This is a genomic window from Mesorhizobium sp. B2-3-14 (genome assembly GCF_006442175.1).
Classification (GTDB): Bacteria; Pseudomonadota; Alphaproteobacteria; order Rhizobiales; family Rhizobiaceae; genus Mesorhizobium; species Mesorhizobium australicum.
In genome coordinates this window covers 178,101-199,937 of sequence record NZ_VFVP01000005.1, presented here as the reverse complement: position 1 = coordinate 199,937, position 21,837 = coordinate 178,101, and the positions used below count along the sequence as shown (strand labels likewise).

The 21,837-nt window shown below is 64.5% G+C and carries 18 protein-coding genes; 5 read left to right on the top strand and 13 right to left on the bottom strand.

Annotation, left to right across the window (positions count from 1 at the left end):
- Nucleotides 1-2: 2 nt before the first annotated feature.
- Complete coding sequence (gene oiaX / locus FJ950_RS15435) at nucleotides 3-1,253, bottom strand: 3-oxo-isoapionate-4-phosphate decarboxylase OiaX (RefSeq protein WP_140617399.1); 1,251 nt, start codon at nucleotides 1,251-1,253, stop codon at nucleotides 3-5.
- A gap of 212 nt (nucleotides 1,254-1,465) precedes the next feature.
- Between oiaX and FJ950_RS15430 the strand changes: the two genes are divergently transcribed.
- Nucleotides 1,466-2,179, top strand: coding sequence for a transcriptional regulator NanR (locus FJ950_RS15430; protein WP_140617398.1), 714 nt, complete (start codon nucleotides 1,466-1,468; stop codon nucleotides 2,177-2,179).
- Here the strand turns inward: FJ950_RS15430 and FJ950_RS15425 are convergent.
- The 10 genes from FJ950_RS15425 to FJ950_RS15380 all read right to left on the bottom strand — a co-directional run bounded on the left by FJ950_RS15425 (nucleotide 2,155) and on the right by FJ950_RS15380 (nucleotide 15,161).
- Entirely contained in the window at nucleotides 2,155-4,014 is a 1,860-nt protein-coding gene (locus FJ950_RS15425) for a hypothetical protein (protein ID WP_140617397.1), read from the bottom strand. The genes FJ950_RS15430 and FJ950_RS15425 overlap by 25 nt on opposite strands.
- Nucleotides 4,011-5,045 (bottom strand): Gfo/Idh/MocA family oxidoreductase, encoded by a 1,035-nt coding sequence (locus tag FJ950_RS15420; RefSeq protein ID WP_140617396.1) that lies wholly within the window; start codon nucleotides 5,043-5,045, stop codon nucleotides 4,011-4,013. Before FJ950_RS15420 ends, FJ950_RS15425 begins: the two co-directional genes overlap by 4 nt.
- Before the next feature lie 2 nt (nucleotides 5,046-5,047).
- Nucleotides 5,048-6,112, bottom strand: coding sequence for an ABC transporter permease (locus FJ950_RS15415; protein WP_140617395.1), 1,065 nt, complete (start codon nucleotides 6,110-6,112; stop codon nucleotides 5,048-5,050).
- Nucleotides 6,112-7,653 (bottom strand): sugar ABC transporter ATP-binding protein, encoded by a 1,542-nt coding sequence (locus FJ950_RS15410; protein WP_140617394.1) that lies wholly within the window; start codon nucleotides 7,651-7,653, stop codon nucleotides 6,112-6,114. The genes FJ950_RS15415 and FJ950_RS15410 overlap by 1 nt, the downstream gene beginning before the upstream one ends.
- Nucleotides 7,650-8,312 carry a DUF2291 family protein gene (locus FJ950_RS15405; RefSeq protein ID WP_015318944.1) on the bottom strand — a complete coding sequence of 221 codons (663 nt, stop codon included), beginning with the start codon at nucleotides 8,310-8,312 and terminating at the stop codon, nucleotides 7,650-7,652. Before FJ950_RS15405 ends, FJ950_RS15410 begins: the two co-directional genes overlap by 4 nt.
- Before the next feature lie 138 nt (nucleotides 8,313-8,450).
- A complete protein-coding gene (locus tag FJ950_RS15400) occupies nucleotides 8,451-9,392 on the bottom strand; it encodes a D-ribose ABC transporter substrate-binding protein (protein ID WP_015318943.1) in 942 nt (313 codons plus the stop codon).
- Between the two features lie 269 nt (nucleotides 9,393-9,661).
- Entirely contained in the window at nucleotides 9,662-10,489 is an 828-nt protein-coding gene (locus FJ950_RS15395) for a phosphogluconate dehydrogenase C-terminal domain-containing protein (protein WP_015318942.1), read from the bottom strand.
- A gap of 95 nt (nucleotides 10,490-10,584) precedes the next feature.
- Complete coding sequence (locus FJ950_RS15390; protein WP_140617393.1) at nucleotides 10,585-11,592, bottom strand: ABC transporter permease; 1,008 nt, start codon at nucleotides 11,590-11,592, stop codon at nucleotides 10,585-10,587.
- Complete coding sequence (locus tag FJ950_RS15385) at nucleotides 11,589-14,066, bottom strand: ATP-binding cassette domain-containing protein (RefSeq protein ID WP_140617392.1); 2,478 nt, start codon at nucleotides 14,064-14,066, stop codon at nucleotides 11,589-11,591. The genes FJ950_RS15390 and FJ950_RS15385 overlap by 4 nt, the downstream gene beginning before the upstream one ends.
- A gap of 72 nt (nucleotides 14,067-14,138) precedes the next feature.
- Nucleotides 14,139-15,161 (bottom strand): ABC transporter substrate-binding protein, encoded by a 1,023-nt coding sequence (locus FJ950_RS15380; protein WP_140617391.1) that lies wholly within the window; start codon nucleotides 15,159-15,161, stop codon nucleotides 14,139-14,141.
- Nucleotides 15,162-15,514: 353 nt separating this feature from the next.
- Between FJ950_RS15380 and nanR the strand changes: the two genes are divergently transcribed.
- The 4 genes from nanR (at nucleotide 15,515) to FJ950_RS15360 (ending at nucleotide 19,336) form a co-directional block, all read left to right on the top strand.
- Nucleotides 15,515-16,231 (top strand): transcriptional regulator NanR, encoded by a 717-nt coding sequence (gene nanR / locus FJ950_RS15375; RefSeq protein ID WP_015318938.1) that lies wholly within the window; start codon nucleotides 15,515-15,517, stop codon nucleotides 16,229-16,231.
- A gap of 101 nt (nucleotides 16,232-16,332) precedes the next feature.
- Nucleotides 16,333-17,598: a ribulose-bisphosphate carboxylase large subunit family protein gene (locus FJ950_RS15370; RefSeq protein ID WP_318011714.1), complete on the top strand. Its 1,266-nt coding sequence runs from the start codon at nucleotides 16,333-16,335 to the stop codon at nucleotides 17,596-17,598.
- A 46-nt stretch (nucleotides 17,599-17,644) separates the two neighbouring features.
- Entirely contained in the window at nucleotides 17,645-18,490 is an 846-nt protein-coding gene (locus tag FJ950_RS15365) for a phosphogluconate dehydrogenase C-terminal domain-containing protein (RefSeq protein ID WP_140617389.1), read from the top strand.
- 18 nt (nucleotides 18,491-18,508) lie between these two features.
- The gene (locus FJ950_RS15360) at nucleotides 18,509-19,336 is read left to right on the top strand and encodes a sugar phosphate isomerase/epimerase (RefSeq protein ID WP_140617388.1); all 828 of its coding nucleotides are present in this window, start codon (nucleotides 18,509-18,511) and stop codon (nucleotides 19,334-19,336) included.
- Nucleotides 19,337-19,347: 11 nt separating this feature from the next.
- Here the strand turns inward: FJ950_RS15360 and mtnA are convergent, their stop codons facing one another.
- A complete protein-coding gene (mtnA, locus tag FJ950_RS15355) occupies nucleotides 19,348-20,442 on the bottom strand; it encodes an S-methyl-5-thioribose-1-phosphate isomerase (protein WP_140617387.1) in 1,095 nt (364 codons plus the stop codon).
- Nucleotides 20,439-21,713 carry an S-methyl-5-thioribose kinase gene (mtnK, locus tag FJ950_RS15350; protein ID WP_140617386.1) on the bottom strand — a complete coding sequence of 425 codons (1,275 nt, stop codon included), beginning with the start codon at nucleotides 21,711-21,713 and terminating at the stop codon, nucleotides 20,439-20,441. Before mtnK ends, mtnA begins: the two co-directional genes overlap by 4 nt.
- Between the last annotated feature and the right edge of the window lie 124 nt (nucleotides 21,714-21,837).

Here is a 21,837-nt window from a genome sequence, read left to right as displayed (position 1 = left end):
GCTCATGCTGCCTTGCCGTCGCCGAACTTTTCGATCGATCGGGCCAGTTCGATGTGATCGCGGGCATAGTCCGCCAGCGCAATGCCCTCGACCGCCGCCTGCCAGGCTTGCAGCACGGCCCGCACGCCGGCACCGGGTCCGTCCGGATGGCTGACGATGCCGCCGCCGCAGAGGTAGAGGAGGTCGACCGTGCGGCCGGTGCGCTCATAGGTTTCGGGTGCCTGGCCGCCCCATTGGCCCGAGCAGGCCACGGGCAGCGCGCAATCGTCTGATGAAAACAGCGGCGTCGTCACTGCCTCGAAGGAGCGGATGAAGGAATCGTCCGGCTCCCAATATTTCGAGCCGATGCCGTTGATCTGGAACTGGTCGACGCCGAGCAGCCGCCAGAATTGCTGCCAGACCTTGAAGTCCATGCCGAGGCCGGGGTGGCGTGTGAGAATGTCCCAGCCATTGCGGTGGGCATGCAGCACCAAGCCGGAACGCTTCCGCAGAAAAGCCATGCCACCGAAGCCGATCGAGTTGATGTTGACGACCGCGCAATTGCCGCCGGCTTGGAGCACAAGATCGTGGTTGCGCATCATCTCGTCGGGATCGGCATGCGAGATGCCGAAGGCATACATCACCTTCTTGCCGGTCTTCTGCTCATGGTCGAGAATCCCTGGCATGATCGCCTTCACCCGCTCCGCCAGCGGCGAATAGGCAGGGCTCATCAGCTTCTCGTCGTCCTTGATGAAATCGACGCCGGCCTCGATCAGTTCGCCCACCATCGCGGCCGTCTCGTGCGGCCTGAGACCAAGCGCCGGCTTGACGATGGTACCGATGATCGGGCGGCCCTCGACACCGGTCAGCCCGCGGCTGCCCGCAACGCCGAACTGTGGACCCGGATGGGCACCCCGGTATTGTTCCGGCAGCTTCATGTCGATGACGCGGATGCCGGACAGGCCCCTGATCGAATAGGTGCCACCAATGGCAATGGTCATCAGTGCCGACAGGTCGGTGCCGATAGCGTCGAAGGGGAAGGCGATGTCGACATCGGCGCGCCGGAAGGGCCCGCTGCCGGATCCCGGGAGAGAGGGTTGCGTGGCATCCGGCAGGTGCCGGATCGCCAGCACGCGCGCCGCCACGCGCGCCTTCAGCTCCTCGGTCTCGCCCGGCAGCGCGACGAAGGTGCCGGTCGACTGGTCGCTGGCGATCTTGGCGGCCAGCGCCTCGATGCTGCCAGGGGTTTCGATGCGATAGGTAAGCGTGATCATGGTCGGTCGGCCGATCGAAAAGGGTTCGAAAAAAGTTTCGTCGCGCAGGAAATCTGGTATAATGAGTACATAAGTATTGCAAGAAATATCCGCGCCTCGACAAGAGCGGTGGGCTGCGGCAAAGCTGGAGCGAACCCGCTCCAGGCGCGGGCATTCCGGTAATCCTGCCGGGAATGCTAAACAGGAACCGGGCCAGGGAGTGATTCGTCACGATGAACCGTTCGGAGCCGATCGTCCGGCGCAAACTTTCCGACGAAGTCTTTGCAAGACTGAAGCGGCTGATCACCAGCGGCGAACTGCAGCCGGGCGACGATATGCCGTCCGAGCGCGAGTTGATGGAGCGCTTCGAGGTCGGCCGGCCGGCGATCCGCGAGGCCATGCAGGCGCTGAGCAATATGGGGTTGGTCGCCATCTCGCATGGCGAGCGCGCCAAGGTGCTGCAACTGACCGCCAAGTCGATCATCAAGCAGGTCGACGGTGCGGCCAAGATCATCCTGTCCTCGTCCCGGGACACGCTGGAGCACCTGAAGACCGCGCGCATCTTCTTCGAGCGCGGCATGGTCAGGGAAGCCGCGGAAAGGGCCAAATCAGAGGATGTGCAATTGCTGAAGGCGACCGTGGCCGAGCAGCGCGCCGCGCGCGGCGATTCCGAAGCCTTCATCTCCGCCGACATGAAATTCCATACCCAGATCGCGTCCATTTCAGGCAATCCGATCTATGTCGCCGTCAGCGAAGCCACACTGGGCTGGCTGAAGGAATACCACACCGAAATGCTGATCTGGACCGGCAAGGAAAAATACACGCTGACCGAGCACGAAGAGATCATCGACCGCATCGAGCACGGGGATGCCGACGGCGCCGAGAAGGCGATGATCAAGCACCTCGAGCGCTCGCGTGCGCTCTATGTGATGAATTCCGAGAAGTAACCGATCCTGGTAATCGCATACGGAGACATCACGAGATCGCCCCGGCCAAGCGCGGAAGTGTCGACCCGCATGTCGTTCGGGGTCAGGTTCGCCAGCCAGACGATGGTCTCGCCCGACGCGGAGCGGCCGGCCAGCGCCAGGACCCGCGTCTCGTCGCTCGTCATGGCGGAAACATGCGTCAGCCCGGCCAACTCACAAAGCCCTTTGACGGCCTGGAAAATCGGCCGCGGCGATCCCTCTGCGACGGGTTCGCCCGATCCCGCGACCACGCCGAACGGTCCGGCGAAACTGGACAGTGTCAGCATCTCCAGTCCCGCCGGTGCGACGCGCGCGGCACAGCCGATCGTCCATGCGGCGGCGAACTGCGCGGCGTGGCGTGGATCGCGGTTCGCCATGGCGATGCGCTGTCCCTGAGGATTGTCCTTGGTCGCACCACCATACGGGTTCTGGCGCATGGCGATCGTCGACGGTCCGATCCGGTACGGCTTTGTCCCGAAGATCGCCCGCGTGGACCGGGTGATGAAGGGCAGCGCCTCCAGCGATTGCATCACGCTGAGATCGTCGGCGGCGTGCACGATCGGATTGGTGCAGTGGGTGATGAAATCGAGCTGGCTGGCTGGAACGCGCTTGCGGTTGAGTTCGGTGAAATAGCTGAACATGCCGCCGCCGAGGCGGAGGCCGGGAAAGCCCCGGCGGGCGGCCGCGTAGACGTCCTCGAGCGGTGGGCATGCCGGCCAGGCACTGCCCGGCGGCGTCGACTGGCGGTCGACCGCAGGCGATACCGCGATGGCGTCGAGCCGCAGGCCTGCCCGGCACACCATGTCGGCGATCTCGGAAAGTTCGGCGTCCAGATCGCCGGCACAAGCGACCACGCACTCCAGCGTCGTCGAAACAGGATAGGCGGCCGCCAGCCGGGCATGGGCGCGCAGCGCCTCGAGGCCGTGACCACGCGTCGGGTCGAAGTGGAAAAGCAGTTGCCGGGGACCGAGCCCTCGCAGCAACGGCAGGTCGGCAAGTGCCGCCTCGATCTCCTCGGGATAGACCACGATGCCGATATCGGGCAGCTTCGCGCCGGCTTGCCCGAGCTCGACGCGGACCGGTTCGGCCGGCGCCGCCGAGGCAGGCACATTGGCATCGCCGGTGATGCGCAGGCTGATCGTCTGGCGCATCGGTTCGCCGGCTGGCAGCACATACGGCCATGGCAGCGCCAGCGGCCGCACATAGGCTTTGTACGAGGCGTCGGACCAGTTGCGCTGGTCCTCCATCTCGAATGCTTCGCCTTCCATCCGGCATTGCGCGACAACGCCGGGCCGGACCTGATGCGTGATGGCGCGCAAATCCTTGAACGGTTGCCAGGGGTCGATCAGATCGGGGAGTTCCGTCTCGACCACGCTGCCGTCGGTGTGCTCGACCGTCACCGGGCTGCCGGCGAGGCCGGCGATCGGGTGCAGGATGCAGAAGCCGCAGCGGTTGGTTTCGAAATCGCTCTCGGGGAGCGCGGTCACATCGAAGACCAGCCTGCCGTCGGCCGAGCCTTCGATCGTGGCGTCGAAGCCGAGCCGGCTGCCGTCCGGACCGAGGCAGCTTGCCGCGTAGCTGACGGAGAAACGGTCGTCCGTCTGGTCGATGGTCAGGTCCGTGAGGTCAGGCTCATAGGTGCCCCAGTCGCGGTCTCGCACAATGTAAGCTATGGCACGCAGCACTTCGGTGCCGCCGTGGCGGATGGTGCGCAGATTGCCGTTGACCAGTTCCGCGCTCAATGCGCCCGCACGCAGCGTGACCGGCTTGGGCTCGGCCGCGCGCGTGCCGTAGAGCTGGAAAGCGTCTGCCGTCATCTCAGCAAGGCTTCGATCTGCACCGGTTCTCGGCTGGCGGCACCGGCATAGGCGGCCTCGACCAGGGCGAATGTCCTCAGATTGTCCGCGCCTGACGTCGCCGGTTCCTGGCCTGATGCAAGGCAGTCGACCCAGTGCCGCTGGATGGCCAGCACGCTTTCCTGGATGTTGTGCCAGGGCCGCGAGGCCCAGGGCAGCAGCGGCGGCGAGACGTCGCTCACCCTGGTTCCGCTCTTGCCGGTGACGGTCAGCCGGTAGCCTTGCGCCAGCCGGATCGTGCCGTCGCTGCCATCGAGTTCGATGAGCGTCTCCGGGAACGGCTCCGCGGCAAGCTTGGTCGCATAACTGCAATCGACCACCGAGGTGGCGCCGCCAGCGTGGTCCATGAGGATCGTGGCGACATCCTCGCCGGCGATGGCCGGGTTGATGCGTTTGGTTCGCGCGGTCAGGCTCGACACATCGCCGAGCAGGAAGCGGGCGATATCGAGGATGTGGATGCCGAGGTCCTCGATGATGAAGCGCTTGCCCGTCGCGAGATAGGGCTGGCCGGAGAACACGTCATAGCCGGAGCGGAAGGAGATGCGGCCGAAGAAGGGTGTGCCGATCTCGCCGCTGTCGAGCACCGCGCGCACCGCCTGGATCGGCGATTGCCAGCGAAAATTCTCATGCACCATCAGCGGCACGCCGGCATCCGCGCAGGCTTTCACCATCGCCTTGGCGTCGGCCAGCGTTGGCGCGAACGGTTTCTGGCAGATCACGGGAACGCCATGCGCGGCCGCCATCTCGACCAGCGGCCGATGGCTGCCGACCGTGGTGGCAACGTCGACGAAGTCGAGCGTCTCGGCGGCGAAAAGTTCCGCCGCGTCGGTGTAGCGCCGCGTCACGCCGAACTGGTCGCCGATTATCTTGAGCCGCTCGGGATCGCGGTCGCAGATAGCGACGATCGAGGCGCCCTCTATGTCGTGCCAGGCATGCATCTGGTTGACGGCGAAGAAGCCGCAGCCGATCAACGCTCCACTTAAGCTCGCCATGCTCAACCCGCCTTGGCCATCTGCATGAGGGTGACACGCTGCTGCAGCCGGCGCTGCGCCTGGTCGACGACGACGGCGACGATGATGACCAGCCCCTTGATCACCATCTGCCAGAAAGAACTCACGCCCATCATCACCAGCCCGTCCGACAGGATGCCGATGACGAAGGCGCCGACGATGGTGCCACCGATCGTGCCGCGCCCGCCCGACATCGAGGTGCCGCCGAGCACCGCCGCGGCGATGGCGTTCAATTCGAAGCTCTCGCCCGTCGCCGGGTGCGAGGCCATCAGCTCCGACGAGATGATCAGCCCGACGATCGCCGCGCAGAAGCCGGAGAACATGTAGACGAACATCTTGACCATGTTGACGCGCACGCCCGAGATGCGCGCCGCCCGCTCATTGCCGCCGACGGCGAAGATGTGCCGGCCGAGCGGGGTGTAGCGCGCGAGATAGGCAGCCCCCAGCGCCACCACGATCAGAATCCAGATCGACACCGGCAGGCCGAGCAGCCGGCCGGCGCCGAGGAAGCCGAAGCCGGTGGTGCCGAGTTCCGGCTTGCCGACCAGGTTGGGGAAGGTGCGGCCGTCGGAGGACAGCAGCGCGAAACCGCGCGCGACATAGAGCACGCCAAGCGTGGCGATGAAGGGGGCGACGTTGAGCCTGGTGATCAGCAGCCCGTTGACGGCGCCGATCGCTATGCCGACCAGAAGCGTGACCAGGGCGATCTCGACGACGTTGAAATAGATGGTGTAGCCGATCTGCAGGTCGATGCCGTTGAGCACGAGATAGCCGGCCACCATGCCGCACAGGCCGACGATCGAGCCGACCGAAAGATCAATGCCGCCGGTGATGATGACGAAGGTCATGCCCATGGCCAGGAAGGCGTTGAGCGCCACGTGCTTGGCCATCAGGATCAGGTTCGCCGCAGACAGGAAGTTCGGCGCGGCGATCGAGAAGAACACCAGGACCGCGATCAGCGCGATAAAGGTCCTGAGCTTCATCAGTGTCAGCAACGCGGAGCCGCCGGAGGCGGAAGGAGCGGTCGCCTTGGCCGGAATGTCAGTCATCAGCGTTGCTCCCCATGTGCGGCCGGTCCGTGGCCCAGCGCCGACGCGGCGACGATCGCCGCCTCCGTCGCTTCGGCGCGGTCGAACATGCCGGTCAATCTGCCATTGCTCATCACCGCGATGCGGTCGGACAACGCCATCACCTCGTCGAGGTCGGAGGTGGCGAACAGGATGCCCAGCCCGTCGCGCGAAAGCTTGCGCATGGTGCGGAAGACATCGGCCTTGGCGCCGACATCGATGCCACGGCTGGGCTCGTCCATCAGAAGCACTTTCGGTCCGGTGAGCAGCGCCTTGCCGATCACCACCTTCTGCTGGTTGCCGCCCGACAGCGACGAGACTTCCTGCGCCGGGTCGGCGACCTTGATTGCCAGTTCCCGCACCATCTGCATCACGGCCTGCCATTCGACGCCGCCTCGGATATGGAACAGGCGCACGAAACGCGACAGGCTCGCCAGCGTCAGGTTGCTGGCCACCGAGAGGCTCGACACCAGGCCTTCGCGCTGGCGATCCTCGGGGATCAGTGCGAGCCCGCGCTGGATACGGCGCGTCGTGTCGCGCTCCTTCACTTGCCTTCCGGCGATGAAGATCTTGCCGCTGGCATGGCCGTGACGGCCCATGATGCAGTCGAACAATTCGCTGCGCCCGGCGCCCATCAGCCCGTATATGCCGAGGATTTCGCCGGCGCGCAGCGACAGCGAGACATGGTCGACCGCCAGCCCGCCGGTGACGCGCGGCAGGCAGATCTCCTCGGCGCGGAAGATTTCCTCGCCTGGCTGGTGGCCGTCGGCCTTGGCGAAATCCTTGGCGTCCGAGCCGATCATCTGCCGCACGATCCACTGCGTGTCGACGTTCTTCATTTCCTCCTGGCCGGTGATGCGCCCGTCGCGCAGCACGGTGACCGTATCGCCGATGCGGATCAGTTCTTCCAGCCGGTGCGAGATGTAGACGATAGCGACGCCGCGCGCCTTGAGGTCGGCGATCACCTTGAACAGGATTTCGACTTCCGTGGCACTCAGCGCCGAGGTCGGCTCGTCCATGATCAGGATCTTGGCGTCGAGCGATACCGCTTTGGCGATCTCGACCAGCTGCTGCTGGCCGATGCGCAAGTCCTCGACCAGCATGTCTGGCCGGATGCCGGCCTCGAGCCGGTCGAGGAATTCGCCCGCCCGCTTTTCCTGTGTCTTGCGATCGATCTTGCCCAGCCGGTTGGTGATCTCGCGTGTGGCGAAGATGTTCTCGGCCACGGTCATATTGCCGAACAGGTTCAGCTCCTGGAACACCATGCCGATGCCGCGCGCGACCGCGTCTCCCGACGAGGAGAAGGAAACCTCTTCGCCTTCGAGCAGGATACGGCCGAGGGTCGGCTGCTCGACGCCGGCGATGATCTTCATCAGCGTCGACTTGCCGGCGCCGTTTTCGCCGACCAGCACGTTGACGGCCCCCTTGTGCACCTCGAAGTTCGCCTGCTTGACCGCGACCGTGCCGGCATAAACCTTCGAGACGTCCTCCAGCTTGAGGATAACCTCGTGAGCGGGGCTCATGGCTTCGGCCCGATCTCGGCCTCCGCCGGGGTCACCAGCGGCAGGTCCTGGCCGCCTTCGATCGTATAGGCGCCGATCACCTTGGCGGTGCGGCCCTCAAGCGCCTCGCGAGGCAGTTTGGACAGCACGGTCTTACCGGCATAGGCGTTGAAGGCCTTGCCGAACTGGGCGAAGTCGATCTGATTGGTGAAGTCGTTGAACTGGACGAAATCGAGGCTGTCTCTAAGTGCAGTGCCGCGTATCGCCGGCCCGATCTGGACGCGCGCATCGGCCTTGTCGTCGCCGTCCACGTCGACATCCATCGTTGCCGCGCGCGACTGCGTGTTGGCGGCGACGATCTTGCCCTCGACGCGGACCGCGAAGGTCCATGGCGAATTCGCCTGCTTCCTTGGATTGCCGTATTTGGCGCCGGCCGCCGCCGGATCGGTTTTCGCCAAGGCATGGACCTCGGCGAACGGCCCAGCCTTCTGCCTGAGGTAGGGGATGACCTTCGGGGCCCAGATGTCCTCGACCATCTTGTCCGGGTTAAAGGCAGACGCGCTGTTTTCACTCTGCGCCACCGGCGTCGGCAGGATTTTGCAACCGCCGAGGCCAAGGCCCGCGAGCGCGACAAGCGTCAGCCAACTAAAAGGGGTTAGCCAGGTCAATGTCTTCGGCATGGCGGTCAAAAGCACCCGGAACGTGAAATTAGAGCAATTCCAGGAAAACTGTGAAACGGTTTCCCGTCCGGAATTGCATCAAAATAAAGCACTGAGGGGCGAACGCGTGTCCGCCCCTCGCAATTATATCGTGCCGGCTCAGTTCTTCAGCGCGAAGGTTTCCAGCTTGGCGGCATTGTCGCCATTGATGAGCACGCAGTCCATCAGCTGCTTTTCCTTCTCGGGCGACTTCTTGTTCTTGATGAAGTCGTTGGCCTGTTCGACCGCCATCTGCGCCTGGGCGTAGGCCGGCTGCAGCACCGTCGCCTTGATGCCGCCCGAGGTGATGGAATCACGCACGTCGTTCGAACCGTCGAAGCCGACGACGATGACATCCTTGCGGTTCGCCGCCGCGAGCGCCGCATAGGCGCCCATCGCCATCGTGTCGTTGCCGGAGATGACGCCCTTGATGTCGGGGTTGGCCTGCAGGATCGATTCCATCTTGGAATAGGCCTCGGTCTGGCTCCAGTTGGCCGATTGCTGCGCGACCATTTTCAGGTCCGGATAATCGTCGATGACGTCATGGTAGCCCTTGGAGCGGATGCCGGCATTGGTGTCGGATTCCTTGCCGACCAGCTCGACGAAATTACCCTTTTCGCCCATCAGCTTGACGAACTCCTGCGCGCCGAGCTGGGCGCCCTGGTAGTTGTTGGAGACGATCTGCGCCACGGCAACGCCTGTGGCGTTGATCTCGCGATCGATCAGGAAGGAGGGAATACCGGCGTCCTTGGCCTTCTGCACGGCGGCGACGGTCGCGTCGGCGCCGGCATTGTCGAGGATGATCGCCTTGGCGCCGCGGCCGATCGCGGTATCGATCAGCTCGGACTGCTTGTTGGCGTCGTCGTCATGCACCAGCACCAGCGCCTCGTAGCCGAGTTCCTTGGCCTTGGCCTCGGCGCCGACGGCTTCCGCCTTGAAGAACGGATTGTCGTGCGATGGGGTGATGATGGCGATGAGGTCCGCCGCGTAGGCGGGCATCGCCGTGCCGAGCGCCAGCACGCCGGCGAAGGCGGCAAGCGTCATTCTGCGTGTCAGTTTCATGAAGTCCTCCCGTTTGAAAAGCCTGTGTCTCGATCGTTCGAGCCACTTGTCTGTGTTTGAATTCGTCAGCGTGTGAAGGTTGCGGAACGCCCGGGCTCAAGCCACCAGCTCCGCCAAGGCAAGTTCCTATTCCCCCATCCTCCACCCGTCTCAGCATCGAACTCCCGGCGAAGCGTGATCCGAGCGAGCATTAGCTTAGCTAACTGGTATGATGAGTCAACCACAAATTCAGGTGATCTGTACCTAAGGCAGATCTGTACCTAAGACGCTCAAGTGATCCGCTGGATGCTGGCCGCGATCTCTTCGGGCTCGAAGACGCGCTTCCAGTCGTCGCGCATCAGCACCGGCTTGCCAAACTCGATCGCCTTGTTGCAGGCATCCGAGAACACCCCCTTGGTTTCGCCGAAGATGACGGCGCCGAGCACGTTCATGTGGCCAAGCAGGAAGTCGAGTGCCGCCTGCTGGTCGACGCCGCGCGCCACCACCTCGTCGACCGCTTCCTTCATGACGACCAGCAGCGAGGCGCACACGGTTTCCGAAAGGCCCGGCTCGAGCAGCGCCATCTGTTCGACGGAAACGCGGTGCGAGCGCATTACCGGCGCCCAGATGATCTTGGCGATGGCCTCCCCCTTGGCGTAGTCGGCCTCCGGTCCCTGCATCAGTGCGCTGACCATGTGCTGCTTGGCCTTGACGCCGCCGAAATAATCCTTCTTGGCCGCCATGTCGGTCTCGTCGTTGAAGATCGGCGGATGACAGGGATGGGTGACGAAGTAGGTCAGGTCGGGACGATTAGGCAGATGGCCGGCAAACGGTGCGGCGGCATCGAGCACGATGACCATCGTGCCCGGCGCAAGCTTGCTCTCGATGCCGGCCGCGACCTTGCCGATATGGGTGTCCGGCACGGCCAGGATCACCACGTCGGCGCCTTCCAGCGCCTCGTCGGCGCTGACCGTGTCGAAGCCCAGTCCGGTCTTCAGCCGCTCGCGCCCGGCCTCGCTGACCTCGACATGGCGGATCGTATAGGGCGAACCGCGGAAATTGGTCGAAAGGCGGTAGCCCATTTTGCCACCGGCACCGAACAGCGCAATCGTCGTCATCTAGCCCTTGCTCCTTGGTCGCGGACGCCGGCATTGCCGATCGTCACCTTATCTACTGGTATGATCACTCTACCAAAGCTTGGCAAGAGAAATCATCACTCGGATTTCAGCGTGCCGTCGTCGCCTGCGCGGTCGACGGCGGCTCGCCTCGACAGCACCTGGCGGCCGGCCAGCGCCAGAACGAAGATGACGACGATGCCTTGCACGATGTCCTGCGCACCTGGCGGCAGGCCGACGATCTGCATGGTGGTGACGATGAGGATCAAAAGGATGCTGGCGAACAGCGTGCCGACGGCGCTGGCCGAGCCGCCGAAGATCAGCGTCCCGCCCAGAACCACCGCGGCGATCGACTGCAGGAGATAGGGCTGGCCCATTTCGAGGAAGGCGCCGCCTATATAAGCGCCGAGCAGCAGCCCGTTGAGCGAAGCCAGCACCGCCGAGATGATGAACGCCGACGCGATGATCCGGTTGTTGCGGATCGCCGCCAGTCGCGCGGCGGTGCGATTCTGGCCGACCGCCGACAGCAACTGTCCGAACACCGTGTAGCGCAGCACGAACGCGGTCGCGGCCACGCCGACAATGGCGATGACGGCCATGATCGGCACGCCGGAGACGCGGCCCGTCGCCAGCGTCTTCAAGAGCGGGCTGACGGCGAAACCCGATATGGCGCGGTTCGACAGCAGCGTTGCCGTCGCCAGCACATAACCCGTCGCCAGCGTGGCGATGATGGCTGGTATGTTCAGCCCGACGACGAGCAGCGAGTTCAAGCCGCCGACCGCAAGGCCGAGCAGGATCGCCGCACCCACGCCGATGGCGAGGTTGGCATCCTGGCCCTTGATGGTGAGCAGCGCCACGAAGGCGCTGAGCGTGATCACCGACGCCACCGAAAGGTCGATATTGCCGCGCCCGGTGGTGACGACGAACATCTGGCCTATGCCGACAACGGTCAGGAACGACGCCGATAGAATGATGCCCGACAGGCTGGAGAGGCTGAACCGGTTGGTGACGATGGACAGCACCAGCCAAAGCACGAGCACGCCGATCGCCGACCAGACCCAGCGGTTCTTCTGCGCCCACAGGCTGAAGGCGGCGAGGCCGTTCATTGTTCGCTCCTGCGGTCGGCGGTCAGGCTGCGCAGCGTCAGCAGGGCGATGAGGATCAGCCCTTGCGTTGCCGCGTTGAAGTCGCTGCTCACGTTCAGCGTGCCGAGCAAGGCGCCGATCAAGGCCAGCGTGACCGCCCCGGCGACGGCGCCGACCGGCGAGATGACGCCGCCCAGCAGCGAGCAGCCGCCCATCACCACGGCGGCGACGCTGAGCAGCGTGAACGAATTGCCGGAATTGATATCGCTTGCCGTGTTGATCGCGGTCAGCGACAGGCCGGCGGCAGCCGCGAACAGTCCGGCGACGAGGTAGCGCACCAGCGCATAGCGCGTCGGCGACCAGCCGGAGCGGATCATGGCGGTCGGATTGTTGCCGAAGCCGCGCAGCACCACGCCGAGCGGCAGCCGGTCGATCACCAGCACCACCAGCGCGACCGCGGCGATTAAGATGATGGAGGTGGGCAGGAAACCCAGTGACCAGCTGAACATCGCCGACAGCCATTCGGGGCTGGCGCCGCCCGGCGTCGGCTGCAGCGCGTAGCCCAGTCCCATCCAGATGAAAGAGGCGCCAAGCGTGACGACGATGGCTGGGATCTTGCGTGCCTGGATCAGGCCGCCAAGCCCGGCATAGGCGGCGACCGCCGCCACCAGCGCCAGCGCGCCGAGCCATGGCTGATCGTAGAGCAGCGTGGCGGAAAGCACGCTGACCAGGCCGGCAAAGGCGCCGACGCCGAGATCGATCTCGCTGCCGCCGACGATGAACATCTGCGCCGCCGTCACTAGCACCAGCGACAGCGCCGGCATCAGGAGCAGGTCGAGCCCGAAGATCGAAGCGACCGCCGGGTTGGCCGAGATCATCACCGCCAGCACGGCGGCGAGGCCGATGAAGGGAGCCGCGTTCACCAGCCGGCGGGCAAGCCCGGCGCCGGCAGAGCCGCTGCGACCGGCGCCGATGGCTTTGTCCGCCTGCTGGGCAAAGGACGCTCCAACGATGGCTGATTCCGTGATCGCCTCGCCGGCCAATTCCTTGACGATGCGGCCGCCGGAAAACACCAGCACGCGGTCGCAGGCCAAGAGTTCGGCATCTTCGGTGGTGTGCCACACCAGCGTGCGCCCGCTGCGCGCGATCTCGTTGCAGAGCCTGTAGAAGTCCTGCTTGGTGGCGATATCGACGCCGCGCGTCGGATCGTCGAGCAGCAGGATCGGCGTGTCGGCGACGAGCGCCCGGGCAACCAGCGCCTTCTGCTGGTTGCCGCCGCTGAGTTCGAGGATGTTGGAGCCGAAGCGCTTGTCGTCGAGCCGCAGCCGGCCGGCCGCTTCGGCCGCCGCCTCGCGGTTGGCACGCTGCGAAACCAGCCCCAGTGCCGGACGGCGGGCAAGGCTGCCAATGCTGATGTTTCCAAGCACGCTCCACAGCGGGAACACGCCTTCCTTCTGGCGGTCGCCGGCAATGAAACCGGCATCGCCGCTCCGGGTCACCGCGGCCCCTCTGGCGGAATCCGGCTCGAAAATGGCGTGCAGCAACTCCTTCTGTCCGCTGCCCTCGAGCCCTGCCAGTCCGATGATCTCGCCGCGGCCGATCTCGATGTCGCGGCCGAGCCCGGCAGTCAGGAAGCCGGACAGTTTGACCAGCGCCTCGCCGCTGCTGGCGGCAGTCGCGCTGTGCTGGTGGATCGAATTGGCGTCGCCGCCCATGAGCTGCACAAGTTGGCCAATCGAAGTGCCGGCGACATCGCCGCGCCAGGCGGTGCGCCCGTTGCGCAGCACCATCACCTGCGTGGCGATGTCGATGATTTCCTGCAGCTTGTGGCTGATGAAGATGAATGCAAGGCCGGATTTGGCTCGTTCGCGGATGAAGGCCCGCAACTGCCTCGAGCGGTCGAGGTCGAGCGAGGAGGTCGGCTCGTCGAGCACGATCAGCTTGACACCCGGCGTGGCGGCGGCGCGCGCGATCTCGACCATCTGCCGCTCGGCGATGGAGAGATGGCCGACTTCGGCGTTCACATCGATGCCGTTGGCGGGAAAGACGGCGTCCAGCGCCGCCCGGGCGCGGGCTCGATAGAGCGCGCGCCAGCCCGGCCGGTTGCCTGCGTCGCCTGGCGTCTCCAGGAAGAAGTTCTCGGCCACGGAAAGGTTGGCGCACAGCGACAGTTCCTGATGCACCATGCGGATGCCGCGCCTTTGCGCCTCCGCCGTGTCGTAGTCGGCGAAGCCCACATCCTGGCCGGTGAACGAAATCGAGCCGAGGGTCGGTGACGTCGCCCCGCACAGGATGCGCATCAGTGTCGATTTGCCGGCGCCGTTGCCACCGACCAGGCCGATGATTTCGCCGGCCGAGACGGCGAGGTCGATTTGCGCATTCGCCAGCGTCGGCCCGAAGCTCTTGGTGATCCGCGACAGCGAGACGACGTTTGGCCTGGTGTCGGGCACCGTAGCGGCTGCACCCTCCGGATCGGTTACGGCGAGATGGGACATTCGTCCTCCGTTTCTTACGGGCAGGGACCGGGCGCGGCCGTTTGGCGCGCCCGGTCCCTGGCAATGGCAGCCTTACTTGCTGAGCAGGTTCTGCTTGACCCAGTCGAGCGAATAGGTAGGGCTGATGATCTGGCCGCCCGGCAGCTTCGCATACTCCTTGAGATTGCTGGCATCGACCGTCGCCACCGGCATGATCATCAGCTTCGGTGCCTTGCCGCCCTTGAGCAACGAAAGGCCGAGCCAGAACGCGGCGCCGCCAATGCCCGGCGTGGTGTTCATCGAGACGGTCTGGTAGCCGTTCTTGGCATTCTCTTCGGCCCACCATTTGACGAAGTCGGTGCCGCCGCCGCCTTCGATGATCGGCATCTTGCCGGCATAATCGCCGCCATACTGGACGAAGGCCTGGGCGATGCCGACATCGTCGCTGCCGCCCTGGCCGAGCACGGCGTCGACATGTGGCAGCGAGGGCAGGACGTTGGCGATCGCCGCCTGCGCGACCGAGGCGGTCGCCTGGCCGTAGACGGTGGCGACAACCTTGATGTCGGGATATTTCGCCAGCACCGACTGCTGCGCGTTGAACATGTCGTTGTCGGGCGCAGAGCCCTTCACGCCGCGCACCTGGATGACGTTGCCCTTGCCGCCGATCATCTTGAAGACGGCTTCGGCCTGGGCCGCCTTGTAGCCCTTGAAGTCGAAGTTGAGCTGGTAGTTGCAGGGCGCCGAAGCAACCGAATCGAAGGAAACGACGATGATGCCGGCCTTGCAGGCCTTTTCGATGATGCCGTTGACCGCGGTCTCCGAGGCGGCGTCGACGGCGAGCACATCGACCTTCTTGAGGATCAGCTCGGCGATCTGGCTGTTCTGCTGCGCCACCGAGCCGTCACCGTTCATGATGATGTAATCGGCGATCTGGCCACCTGCCTTGGCTTCCTTGGCCGAGGCCTCGAACGCCTCCACCATCTGGTGGCGCCAGGTGTTGCCGTAATAGGCGTTGGCGAGCGCGATCACCGGTTTGTCCGACGATGCGATCGCCGGCAAAACAGAAGCACTGGCCAGCGCGGCGCCGGCAAGCGCCGCCACAATTGAAAACTTCATGATCTCTCCTCCCAAAAATCGGCCGACCTGATCGGCTCGTCTGTCACTCCGTAAAGGTGTCTCTTCCGAAGGACACCATACCAGCTACATGTTATACCAGCATACCAAATAGGCAAGTCACTCGGAACCTCATTTGACTGCGTCCACGGGAGCAACGCGCCCGCCGGGTTCTCCGTCTCATCCCTGGCCAGTCGGGCCGTGCCGACACTATGTTTGCCGTCACGCGCCGCATTGAGACTGGCCACACTGGACGCTAGGTCATCGTATATGTAATGTCAATTATTAGCGGGGACCTTGCCTGTTGGTGCGACTCGGGATCGATTGCCCCCGGGAAACGATCAGGAGAGATGCGGATGGAACCGGTCCAGAAGAAGAAGTTGTATGTCGAGGTGCTCGATCGGCTGATGGCGGCGATCTCGACATCCGAATTTCCGCCCGGTTCCCAATTGCCGTCGGAAAAGGAACTGATGACGATGATCGGCGTCGGGCGGCCGTCGATCCGGGAAGCGATGCTGACGCTGCAGCAGATGGGGCTCATCCGGATATCGCACGGCGAACGGGCGCGCGTCATCAACCCGACGCCGGAGGTGATCGTCGATCAGGTCTCCGCGGCAATGGTCATGATGCTGGCGACGAATTCGCGCGGCCTCGAAGAACTCAAAGAAGTCAGGCTCTTGCTGGAAACGGGCCTGGTTCGGATCGCCACGCGACGCGCCACGGCCAAGAGCCTGGAACGGCTTGCCGGGACCTTGCGCCACCTACGCGAGGCGAAGGGCGACCAGGCTCGGTTCGTAACCGCCGACATGGAATTCCACGCCGTCATAGCGGAAATGAGCGGCAATTCGATGATCGCGGCCGTGGCCAAGGGCATGCTCGAATGGCTGTCGCGCTTCAAGCGCGATCTCGTGGCCGTGAAAGGCGCCGAGCGTCTGACGGTCGAGGAACACGAACGCATCTACAAGGCGATCGCCAGCGGCGACGCCGAAGGCGCCAGCGCCGCCATGGCGGACCATATAGGCCGCGCCAACGAACTCTATTCGAAACTGGCGGGCAACGACGGCGGGGACTGACAGTCGCAAATTTTTTGACCGGGAAAACTCATGTGATGACATGATGTCTTTTTGATGCTATCGCTCCCGTTATGAAGTTCATTCCAGCCGGGAAGCCTGCATTGACCGGTCGTCTTAACGCCACCTACCTGATCGAAACCCGCTATCCCATGGAGGTCGCCGCGGCCGCGATGGCGGGTGAGCAATCGAGCGGGACATTCCGTCCGATCCCTGGGGAGACGCCGGAACTGCTGCTCAGATTTGGCGCGCGCGTCGAATTCATGGAGGATCTTGGCGAGGTCGATGGCGAGGCGTTGCCGTTTTCGCGCGCGCCCGGAGATGCGGCGGCCGTCAGGCCGCGCCGGGCCAAAGTGGGTCTTTCCTGGAACATCGAGAACATGGGCACCGTGCTGGCTTCGGTCTGGTCGACGGTGCTCGGCAATCTGTTCGAGCTGCATCATTTCTCGGCCATGCGTCTGCTCGACGTCAGCTTTCCCGATGTCTTCGCTGATGCCTATCCGGGGCCGGCTTTCGCTGTCGAAGGCACGCGTCGTCTGACCGGCGTCACGGGACGGCCGCTGATCGGCACCATCGTCAAACCGAGCGTCGGCCTTACGCCGCGGGAGACCGCGACCCTGGCCGATACGCTGATCTCAGCCGGCCTCGACTTCATCAAGGACGACGAACTGATGGGAGATCCCCCGCATTCGCCGTTCGAACAGCGGTTCGAGGCGGTCATGGCTGTCATCGACCGGCACGCCGACAGGACCGGGCGCAAGGTCATGTACGCGGCCAACATTTCCGGCGACATCGACGCCATGCACCGCCAGCTTGACCTGATCGAGCGCCGTGGCGGCACCTGCGCCATGCTTGTCCTCAATTCCGTCGGCCTGTCGGGTGTCGTCAAGATGCGCCGGCATTCCGCCGTCGCGCTGCACGGCCATCGGGCGGGCTGGGGTCTCTTCAGCCGTTCTCCTGACGTCGGCATGAGCTATCTCGCCTACCAGAAATTCTGGCGCCTGGCCGGCATCGACCACATGCACGTCAACGGGCTGTCCAACAAGTTCTGCGAGCCCGACGATTCGGTGATGGCATCCGCCCACGCCTGCCTCACTCCGATGTTCGGCCGCGCCGACCGGCCCGATACGGTGATGCCGGTGTTTTCGTCCGGACAGACCGCGGTGCAGGCGGGCGAGACCTATGGAAGGCTCGGCACGAACGATTTCATCTATTGCTGCGGCGGCGGGATCATGGCGCATCCCGGCGGTCCGGCCGCCGGCGTTCAAAGTCTGCACGATGCTTTCGAAGCCGCCGCGGCAGGCATTCCCGCGCGCGACTACGCCGCCACGCATCCGGAGCTCGAGGCCGCGCTGCAAGCGTTCGGCTGAATCTGCGCCATCGGCGCGCCATCAAGAGGAAATGGGAGAGAAGCAAATGACGACATCCGTGGCGGTGCTTGGAGCCGGAGGGAAGATGGGCTTCCGCGTGACACGCAAGCTGATCGAAGCAGGTTACGATGTCCGCGCCGTGGAGATCGGCGAGGCCGGCCGCAAGCGGTTGGGAGAAGCCGATATCGCCGCCGTCGCCATGGAGGAAGGCATTCCCGGCGCCAAGGTCGTGGTGATGGCTCTGCCGGACAACATCATCGGCCAGGTGACGCGGCAGGTCTCGCCGATGCTTGCCAAGGGCACCATGATCCTCGTTCTGGATGCGGCCGCACCCTATGCCGGCGACCTGCCGAAGGACAGGCCAGATCTCACCTATTTCGTCGGCCATCCGTGCCATCCGCCGCTGTTCGGCGACGAGACGGAGTGGGCCGCGCGTCGCGACTATCATGGCGGCATCGCCAGGCAGTCGATCGTCTGCGCCCTGATGCAGGGACCTGAAGAGGACTACGCGCTTGGCGAGGAGGTGTGCAAGGCGATGTGGTCGCCGATCATCGACAGCCACCGGGTGACGGTCGAACAGCTGGCGATCCTGGAGCCCGGCCTGTCCGAAATGGTCGCCATGCCCTTCGTCGACACGATGGTCGAGGCCGTCGAGGAGTGCGAGCGCAAATATGGCATTCCAAGGCAAGCCGCGCTCGACTTCCTGATCGGTCATCTGAATGTCGAGATCGCCATGTGGTTCGGTTTCTCGCCGAAAGTGCCGTCCGACGCCGCACTGCGCCTGATGCGCTTCGCCAAGGGCGTCGTGGTCCGTGACGACTGGCGCGAGGCACTGTCGCCGGCCAAGGTGAAGGAAGCCTCGGAATTGATCGTCTACGGCAAGGGAGCCTGAGCCCTGCCTTCGCGGATCATGTCGGTATCGACCGCTCTCTTCGACGGCTATTCCATGGAATTGGCCGTCGAGGAGATTGCCGCTGTGGGTGCCGCCCATGTCGAGCCGGCCTTTATCAGCGGCTATGTCGATTTCGACGAGGGTCTGTTTGCCGAGGCGCAGGCACTGAAGCTGTGCCGGACGGCGCAAAATGCCGGGCTTGGCATCAACGCCGTATCGGCTCATCTCGACCTGTCGGGGGCCGATGCCGCCGACGCCTTGTCCCGGCGCATCGGCTTTGCCGCCGGTCTCGGCGCGTCGTTCCTGATCACCAATGCCGGCCCGGCGAGAAACAGCGCGGCGATCCGCGCGACGATCGACGCTCTCCTGCCGAGGCTGGAGGAGGCCGGCATGGTTCTGGCGCTCGAAAACCCCGGACATGGCAGTGGCGATCTGCTCGGCGGCGCGCGATCGGGGGCAAGCTTCGTCCGCGACATCGGATCGCCGTACGTCCGCCTGAACCACGATGCCGGCAACATCTTCACTTACAGCGGCGAGACGATGCAGCCGGCGCAAGATATCGCCGATGCCATCGATACGGTTGGACATGCTCATCTGAAGGATGTCGTCAGCACCGGCGAGGGATGGGCCTTCTGCGCCATCGGCGACGGCTCTGTCGACTATGCATCCTACTGGGCCGTGCTGCCCGCCACGCTGCCAGTCAGCATCGAACTGCCGTTGCGGCTGCAGCGCCCGCAGCGCAATGATCCCCAGCGGCGAAGCACGCCGGTGGATATCGGCACCATTCGCGGCGCCTTGCGGCGCTCGCTGGAATTCGTGAACGCGCTGGACAATGCCGAGTTCTGAGCGCGGCCCGCCTATCCCCGCTCGGGGAACATCGCCTTCAGCCCCTCGCGCGACGCCTTCGCGATGCCGCGCTCGGTGATCAGCCCGGTGACCAGCCGCGCCGGCGTCACGTCGAAGGCGGGGTTTGCCGCAGGCGTTGCTTCGGGCGAGACGCGTACCTGGGCGATCTCGCCGCTCGCGGTCTTGCCCCACACCAGCGAAACCTCGTCGCCGGAACGTTCCTCGATCGGGATTTCGGCAAGTCCGTCGCCCACCGTCCAGTCGATGGTCGGCGAAGGCAGCGCAACGTAGAACGGCACGTCGTTGTCCGCGGCGGCGAGCGCCTTCAGATAGGTGCCGATCTTGTTGCAGACGTCGCCGTCGGCGGTGGTGCGGTCGGTGCCGACGATGACCATGTCGATTGCGCCGCGCTGCATCAGATGGCCCCCGGCATTGTCGACGATCAGCGTGTGCGGCACGCCGTGGCCAGCCATCTCCCAGGCGGTGAGTTGGGCGCCCTGGTTGCGTGGGCGTGTTTCATCGACATAGACATGGACCGGAATGCCGGCTTCGACAGCGAGGTAGATCGGTGAAGTGGCTGTCCCGTAGTCGACCGTCGCCAGCCAGCCGGCATTGCAGTGGGTGAGGATATTGACCGTCTCACCCGGCTGCTTGCGCGCCGCGATATCCTTGATGATGGCGAGACCGTTCTCGCCGATGGCGCGGTTGAGCCCGACATCCTCGTCGGCGATCTCATTGGCACGCCGGTAGGCGGCCGCGGCGCGTTCACCAAGCGGCAACGGCCGCAGAAAGCGCCGCATCTCGTCGAGCGCCCAGCGCAGGTTGATCGCCGTCGGCCTGGTATCGTGCAGTATCTCCCACACAGTGTCGAGCGCTTCGTCGGATGCATCATCCGTCATCTGCATGGCGACGCCATAGGCCGCGGTGACCCCGATCAACGGTGCGCCACGCACCCACATGTCGCGGATCGCGGTGGCGATGCCGGCGACCGTGACGAGCTTCTCGATACGGAACTCATGCGGCAGCCAGCGCTGGTCGATAATCTCCACCGAGCGGCCGTCGTCGCTCAGCCAGATGGTCCGAAAGTGGCGGTCGCCGACGTTCAAATGCTGTTCTCCTGTTCGATCAGCGCGGCCAGATTGTTGACCTCGTCGATGCTGTGGATCTGGCGCCGATTGACGGCGATGTGGCGGCCGAATTTCAGTGCCTTCGCCTCACAACTGGCGCGCAGATCTTCATCGGCAATGGTCTCGAAGTCGGCATTGTGGGCGAGGCCAAGGATGCGCCTGTGAACCTCGATGCCGGCAAAGCCGAGCAGATCGTCCCAGATCTGATGCAGGACATTATCGAGTGCCTGCTCGGCGCCCAGCCGGTCGCCCTGATCCTCGAACAGGCTTTTTTGATAGAGCATGCCGGTGCGCTCGGTGCGCCATAACAGCGAGAACTCGGCGCGGAACACGGCCCAGGTCTCGGCCGTGACGCCGAGCAGATAGGCACGCATGGCGTCGCGCCTGCCGTTCTGCTCATGCCCGCGCTGCGAGAAGAAGGACATCCAGAAATTGGCGAGCAGCATGCCGACGTCGAAGGCCATCGGGCCGTAGAAGGCGAACTCCGGATCGATCATCCGCGTTTCCTGATCGGTGACCATGATCGAGCCGGAATGCAGGTCGCCATGCAAAAGCGTCTCGGCATTGGCGGCGAACATATGCTTCAGCCGCTGCGCCTCCACCTTGAGGTCGCGGTCGGCCCGCAGTTCCGCCACCAGCCTATCGAGCTGCGGACTGGTGTGGCGGTTCATCTTGGCGTCGAAATAGGGGTCGGAAAACACCAGGTTCTCGGTGATGTCGCAAAGCTCGACATTGTCGGCGAACAGCGCCAAATCCGCCTTGCGCTCCTTGGTCACCATCGACAGGTCCGAACCGCGAAACAGCGTGCGGGCCATGAACAGGCCGATATCCCTGGCAATGTTCGGCAGTCGGCGCCCATCGATCAGGGCGCGCCTGAGAATGATGTGGGGCGGTGCCAGATATTCCATGATGATCAGCGCCTGGACCTCGTCGAAGTAGTAGATCGCCGGCACCGAGCCCGGCGCGCGCGCCTCTTGCCGGGTCAGTGCGTGGTATTCGAAGAAGGAGCGTTTTAGCGGCAGCGGCCAGCTGTCGCCCACCAGGCGGACATAGGGCAGGGCCTGCTTGACGATGGCGCCGCCACTGGCGCCTTCGACGATGAACACCAGGTTCAGATTGCCGTCGCCAACCTCGCGAACTTTCCAGGCGCTCGCATCCTTGCCGATCTTCGCGCACAGCGCTTCGTTCGTGCCGAGACGGGTTGCGAGCGTCTCCACCGACAATGCTTCGAACGGCAAGTTCCCAGTCATCCTTGTTCCCTCCCGCCTATGTGCTCCGATCATAAGGAGCCCAAGCGGCGGGGCCAAGCTAGGAAGCTGTCTGGCAATTGTCAATCGTGTTGACAATTGCCTACATTGACCATAGCGTCATGAC

Excerpts from the sequence above, each read along its gene's own strand:
- FJ950_RS15425 (WP_140617397.1), bottom strand. The coding sequence starts at position 4,014 with ATGACGGCAGACGCTTTCCAGCTCTACGGCACGCGCGCGGCCGAGCCC.
- FJ950_RS15400 (WP_015318943.1), bottom strand. The coding sequence starts at position 9,392 with ATGAAACTGACACGCAGAATGACGCTTGCCGCCTTCGCCGGCGTGCTG.
- FJ950_RS15415 (WP_140617395.1), bottom strand. The coding sequence starts at position 6,112 with ATGACTGACATTCCGGCCAAGGCGACCGCTCCTTCCGCCTCCGGCGGC.
- FJ950_RS15390 (WP_140617393.1), bottom strand. The coding sequence starts at position 11,592 with ATGAACGGCCTCGCCGCCTTCAGCCTGTGGGCGCAGAAGAACCGCTGG.
- FJ950_RS15430 (WP_140617398.1), top strand. The coding sequence starts at position 1,466 with ATGAACCGTTCGGAGCCGATCGTCCGGCGCAAACTTTCCGACGAAGTC.
- FJ950_RS15395 (WP_015318942.1), bottom strand. The coding sequence starts at position 10,489 with ATGACGACGATTGCGCTGTTCGGTGCCGGTGGCAAAATGGGCTACCGC.
- FJ950_RS15380 (WP_140617391.1), bottom strand. The coding sequence starts at position 15,161 with ATGAAGTTTTCAATTGTGGCGGCGCTTGCCGGCGCCGCGCTGGCCAGT.
- FJ950_RS15385 (WP_140617392.1), bottom strand. The coding sequence starts at position 14,066 with ATGTCCCATCTCGCCGTAACCGATCCGGAGGGTGCAGCCGCTACGGTG.
- oiaX (WP_140617399.1), bottom strand. The coding sequence starts at position 1,253 with ATGATCACGCTTACCTATCGCATCGAAACCCCTGGCAGCATCGAGGCG.
- FJ950_RS15420 (WP_140617396.1), bottom strand. The coding sequence starts at position 5,045 with ATGGCGAGCTTAAGTGGAGCGTTGATCGGCTGCGGCTTCTTCGCCGTC.
- FJ950_RS15405 (WP_015318944.1), bottom strand. The coding sequence starts at position 8,312 with ATGCCGAAGACATTGACCTGGCTAACCCCTTTTAGTTGGCTGACGCTT.
- FJ950_RS15365 (WP_140617389.1), top strand. The coding sequence starts at position 17,645 with ATGACGACATCCGTGGCGGTGCTTGGAGCCGGAGGGAAGATGGGCTTC.
- FJ950_RS15410 (WP_140617394.1), bottom strand. The coding sequence starts at position 7,653 with ATGAGCCCCGCTCACGAGGTTATCCTCAAGCTGGAGGACGTCTCGAAG.
- FJ950_RS15360 (WP_140617388.1), top strand. The coding sequence starts at position 18,509 with ATGTCGGTATCGACCGCTCTCTTCGACGGCTATTCCATGGAATTGGCC.
- nanR (WP_015318938.1), top strand. The coding sequence starts at position 15,515 with ATGGAACCGGTCCAGAAGAAGAAGTTGTATGTCGAGGTGCTCGATCGG.
- mtnK (WP_140617386.1), bottom strand. The coding sequence starts at position 21,713 with ATGACTGGGAACTTGCCGTTCGAAGCATTGTCGGTGGAGACGCTCGCA.